This is a genomic window from Caulobacter sp. (assembly GCF_049283275.1).
In the GTDB taxonomy this organism is placed as follows: Bacteria; Pseudomonadota; Alphaproteobacteria; order Caulobacterales; family Caulobacteraceae; genus Caulobacter.
The window spans coordinates 1-4816 of record NZ_JBAPVS010000249.1 but is presented as its reverse complement, the minus strand read 5'-3'; the positions used below and the strand labels follow the sequence as shown (position 1 = coordinate 4816).

4 protein-coding genes are annotated in these 4816 nt (G+C 70.8%); 2 read left to right on the top strand and 2 right to left on the bottom strand.

The window, feature by feature from the left end:
* Positions 1-215: M56 family metallopeptidase (locus tag WAL33_RS14270; RefSeq protein WP_422182184.1), on the bottom strand; the 215-nt coding region annotated here is incomplete at its 3' end.
* Positions 215-577 (bottom strand): BlaI/MecI/CopY family transcriptional regulator, encoded by a 363-nt coding sequence (locus tag WAL33_RS14265; RefSeq protein ID WP_422182183.1) that lies wholly within the window; start codon positions 575-577, stop codon positions 215-217. The genes WAL33_RS14270 and WAL33_RS14265, both read right to left, overlap by 1 nt.
* Before the next feature lie 133 nt (positions 578-710).
* Here WAL33_RS14265 and WAL33_RS14260 point away from each other — a divergent pair, with 133 nt between their 5' ends.
* The gene (locus WAL33_RS14260) at positions 711-1850 is read left to right on the top strand and encodes a threonine aldolase family protein (RefSeq protein WP_422182182.1); all 1140 of its coding nucleotides are present in this window, start codon (positions 711-713) and stop codon (positions 1848-1850) included.
* Positions 1851-1894: 44 nt separating this feature from the next.
* Positions 1895-4771: a bifunctional [glutamine synthetase] adenylyltransferase/[glutamine synthetase]-adenylyl-L-tyrosine phosphorylase gene (locus WAL33_RS14255; RefSeq protein ID WP_422182181.1), complete on the top strand. Its 2877-nt coding sequence runs from the start codon at positions 1895-1897 to the stop codon at positions 4769-4771.
* Positions 4772-4816 lie beyond the last annotated feature (45 nt).

Genomic DNA, 4816 nt, shown 5'->3' with positions numbered 1-4816 from the left:
CCCATCAGCGAGGCCGGCGCGCCCGAGCCCAGGGTCTCGGACAGGCTGGGGAACACCGTGGCGATCGCCGCGACCGGAACCAGGGCCCACAGGCGGTAGGCCAGACGCGCGCCGAACACCATGCGGGTCGGGCCGCGCAGCAGCAGCACCAGCAGCACCGCGGCGGCGGCCGCCGCCTGGGTGCGCAACAGGGTCAGGGCCAGCAGTTCCGCCATCATTTTTCGAGACCCTCGATCAGAGTCTTCAGTTGCTTGATCTCGTCGCTCGACAAGGCGCGGTGCTGGGCGAAGTGGGCCACCAGCGGCGTCAGCTGGCCGTCGAACAGACGGTTGAGCAGGCTCTGGCTCTCGGCCTGCACATAGTCGGCGCGCTGGATGATCGGAGCATAGCGCGCCCGGCCCTCGATGCGGTCCGAGCGGATCGCCTTGCGCTTCAGCAGGCGGTTGATCAGGGTCTTGACCGTCGCCTCGCCCCAGCCTTGGGCCTCGGCGACCTCGGCCATGATTTCGTCCACCGTCAGGGGCTGGCGCGTCCAGAGCGCCTCCATGATGCGGCTTTCGGCCTGAGTGATGTTCATGGCGTTCCGATCTCCGAACCCAACGATTACGCCTGTAACATCGACTGTCAAGCAGGCGCGATCATGAGCAAGCTTTAACGTAGCGATCTGTGCGAGCGGTGTTATGCGGTCCTGTCATCGCCGAGGGTTTCCGATGGATCGCCGCCACTTTCTGACGCTGTCGATGCTGGGCGCCGCGGCCCCGACCCTGACGTTCGCCCGACAGGCCGCCTCGCCCGCGCCGCCGTCCTTTCCGCCTGTCGACGCCCGTAGCGTCTGGCTGGTCGGCGACGCCGCCCCGCCTAACGCCGAGCACACCGCCCAGCGTCTGGTCGAGCTGGTGCAGCGTGGGGGCAAGCCACGCGATTCCTACCTGGCCAACGGCGCGGTGGCCGAACTGGAAGCCCGGTTCGCCAAGCTGCTGGGCAAGGAGGACTGCGCCTTCCTGGCGACGGGCACCCTGGCCAATCACCTGGCGGCGCGCGTGTTGGCCGGCGACGCCTCGCGGGTGATCGTCCCGCATGAGAGCCACCTCTATCGCGACGAAAGCGACGCGACCCAGCTGCTGTCGGGGCTGAACCTGGTGGCCCTGGCCGAGGGGCGCGCCGCGCCGACCCTGGCCGAGATCAAAGCCGCCGTGGATGAGGCCGAGAACGGACCCTATCCGCTGCGGGTCGGAGCGATCTCTCTGGAAAGCCCGGTGCGCCGCGTGAACGGAGAATTGGTCGACCTGGCCCTGATCCGCGAAATATCGGCCTACGCCAAAACCAAGAACATCAAACTGCACCTGGACGGCGCGCGCCTGCTGCTGGCCCCGCCCGGTTACGACATCGCCGGCACGGCCGCCCTGTTCGATACGGTCTATGTCTCGCTCTACAAGTACCTGGACGCGCCGTTCGGGGCGGTGCTGGCCGGCTCGAAGGCCGATATCGCCAAGGTCCGCGACCTGCGCCACCGGTTCGGCGGGACGATCTACCAGGGCTGGCCCTGCGCGATCCTGGCCCTGGGCGCGCTGGACGATTTCGAGGCCCGCCACCGCGCCGCCTTCGCCGCCGCCGATCAGCTGTTCGCGGCGCTGCAGGCGCGGGGTGTGGCGACGCTGAAGCCCGCGCCCAACGCCTCCAACATCCGCGACCTGGTGCTCAAGCCCAAGGTCGCCGAGGGCGCGTTCGACCGCATGCGGGTGGCGGGCGTGCGCATGCTGAAGCCGGAGAACGGTGTGATCGAGGTCTATATCAACGATACGATCACCCGCCGACCGGTCGAGGAGTATGTGAAGCTTTTCACCGGTTAGGGCGCGCCTCGACCTCGCCGTCCTCCCGCGCCACAGTGCGCGCCATGACTCGCTTGCTCGAACGCCTCGCCCCCTGCGGCCCCGTCGTCGATCCCAAGGCCGCCGAACGGGCGCACGAGACGATCACCCGGCGGGTCGGCGAGGCCGCGCCCCTGGTCGAGTCCGCCTGGCCCGCCTTGGCGCCGGTGTTTTCCGCCTCGCCCTATCTGACCGGCCTGGCGCGGCGCGACGCCAAGCGGCTGCCGTCGATCCTGGACGGCGATCCGCAGGCGCGGCTGGCCCAAATCCTGGCCGAGGCCGAAGCCGTCGGCGCCGAGCCGGACTTCGAGACCGCCCGCCGCGCGATGCGCGAGCTGAAGGCCGACCTGCACCTGCTGACGGCCCTGTGCGACCTGGGCGGGGTCTGGGACCTGGACGCGGTGACGGCCGCCCTGACCCGCTTCGCCGACGCCACCCTGCACGCCTCGCTGGCCCAGGCCGTGCGGCTGGAGGTGGCGCGGGGGGCCCTGACCCATGTGGGCGAAGGGCCGGACGGTCCGGCGCCCGGCCTGTTCTGCATCGCCATGGGCAAGCACGGGGCCTTCGAGCTCAACTATTCCAGCGACATCGACTTTTCGATCTTCTACGCACCGGAGGCCTTGCCGGTGGCCGAGGGCGTCGAGCCCCAGGGCGTGGCGGTGCGGATCGCCAACCACCTGGGCCGGCTGCTGGCCGAGCGCACCGCCGACGGCTACGTGTTCCGCATCGACCTGCGCCTGCGTCCCGACCCCTCCTCGACCCCGCCGGCCATGCCGATCGACGCGGCGCTCGACTACTACGAGAGCGTCGGCCAGAACTGGGAGCGGGCGGCGCACATCAAGGCGCGGATCTGCGCCGGCGACCTGCCGCGCGGCGAGGCGTTCCTGGCCGAGTTGCAGCCGTTCATCTGGCGCAAGAACCTCGACTTCGCCGCCATCGCCGACATCCATTCGATCAAGCGCCAGATCCACGCCTACAAGGTGGACGACCGCCTGACCGCCAAGGGCGCGGACCTGAAGCTGGGGCGCGGCGGCATTCGCGAGATCGAGTTCTTCGTCCAGACCCAGCAGCTGATCCTGGGCGGCCGCCACCCCGACCTGCGCAGTCCGCGCACCCTGGACGCCCTGGCCGCCCTGTCGGACGCCGGCCGCGTCACGCCCGAGGACCGCGACTATCTGATCAAGGCCTATCGCGACCTGCGCGCCCTGGAGCACCGGGCCCAGATGATCGCCGACGATCAGACTCACAAGCTTCCGGAGTCCGACACCGACCGCAAAAGGGTGGCGGCCCTGTGGGGCCATCCGACGCTGCGCGGTTTCGACGCCGCGGTCGGCCAGATCCTCAAGGGCGTGAACCGCCGCTACGGCGCGCTGTTCAAGGGCGAGGAAGAGCTGTCCTCGCGGTTCGGCAGCCTGGTGTTCACCGGCGTCGAGGATGATCCGGAGACCCTGGCCACCCTCAAGCGCATGGGGTTCTCGCATCCGGAAAGGGTGGCCGCGACGATCCGCGGCTGGCACCACGGCCACATCGCCGCCACCCGCACCGCACGGGGCCGCGAGCTGTTCACCCGCCTGGCGCCGCGCCTGCTGGACGCGGCCAACGCCACCGGCGCGCCGGACGACGCCTTCAACCGGTTCGGCGACTTCTTCGCGGGCTTAAGCAGCGGCGTGCAGATCCAGTCGCTGTTCCTGGCCCAGCCGCGCCTGTTCGAGCTGATCGTCGAGGTGATGGCCTTCGCCCCGCGCCTGGCCAGCACCCTGGCGCGACGGCCCACGGCCCTGGACGCCCTGCTGGACCCGGCCTTCTTCGGACCGATGGAGATGCCCAAGGACGCGCCCTGGGACCCGGCCGATTTCGAGGGCGCGATGGACGCCGCGCGGCGGTTGTTCCGCGACCAGACCTTCCGGATAGGGGTGCGGGTGATCAGCGGCACGGCCGGGGCCCGCGACGCCGGCGCGGCCTTCGCGGATCTCGCCGACGTGATCGTCCGGGGGCTGGCCCCGGCCGCCCTGGCCGAGGTCGAGCGGCTGGGCGGCGCGTTCCCGGGGCAGGTGGCCGTGGTCGCCTTGGGCAAGGCCGGCTCGCGCGAGATGACCGCCAAGTCGGACCTGGACCTGATGACGCTGTACGCGGCCGACGATCCGGCGGGCATGTCGACCGTGAAGGCTTGGGGCGCGGAGAGTTTCTACGCTCGCTTCACCCAGCGCCTGACCTCGGCCCTGTCGGCCCCGACCGGCGAGGGCACGCTGTACGAGGTCGACCTGAAGTTGCGGCCGTCGGGCACCAAGGGCCCGGTGGCGGTCAGCTATGCGGCGTTCGAGGACTATTACGCACGCGAGGCCGAGACCTGGGAGCTGCAGGCCCTGACCCGGGCGCGGGTGATCTGGGCCTCGTCGCCGGCGTTCCAGGCCCGGGCCGAGGCGGCGATCGCCGCGGCCCTGCGCCGGGCGCGCGATCCCCGGAAGACCGCCGTCGACGTGCTGGAAATGCGCCAGCTGATGGAGGATGAGCGGCCGGGAAAGGGCGACTGGGACCTGAAGCTGACGCCCGGCGGTCTGGTCGACATCGAGTTCGCCGCCCAGTTCCTGCAGTTGATCCACGCCCAGGCCGGCGGTCCTCTGGCCCAGAACACCGGCGAGGCGCTGGCGGCGCTGGGCCGCGAGGGCCTGGGCGACCCGGCGGCCTTGGCGGCGCTGGAGTCCGCGTGGCGGCTGGAGCAGGACCTGTCGCAACTGCTGAAGGTGGCGCTGGAGGACGGGCACGATCCGGAGGCCGAGCCCAAGGCGTTCCGGGCCCTGCTGGCGCGGGCCGGGGGCGTACGGGAGTTCCGGTCGCTGAAGACGAAATTGGCCAAGGCGAAGGTCGAGGCGCGGGCGGCGTTCGAGGCGGTGGTTAGGGGATGATCCTCCCCCTCTGGGGGAAGGTGGCCCGGAGGGCCGGAGGGGGAC

Coding starts and splice junctions, on each gene's coding strand:
- WAL33_RS14265 (WP_422182183.1), bottom strand. CDS start 577: ATGAACATCACTCAGGCCGAAAGCCGCATCATGGAGGCGCTCTGGACG.
- WAL33_RS14260 (WP_422182182.1), top strand. CDS start 711: ATGGATCGCCGCCACTTTCTGACGCTGTCGATGCTGGGCGCCGCGGCC.
- WAL33_RS14255 (WP_422182181.1), top strand. CDS start 1,895: ATGACTCGCTTGCTCGAACGCCTCGCCCCCTGCGGCCCCGTCGTCGAT.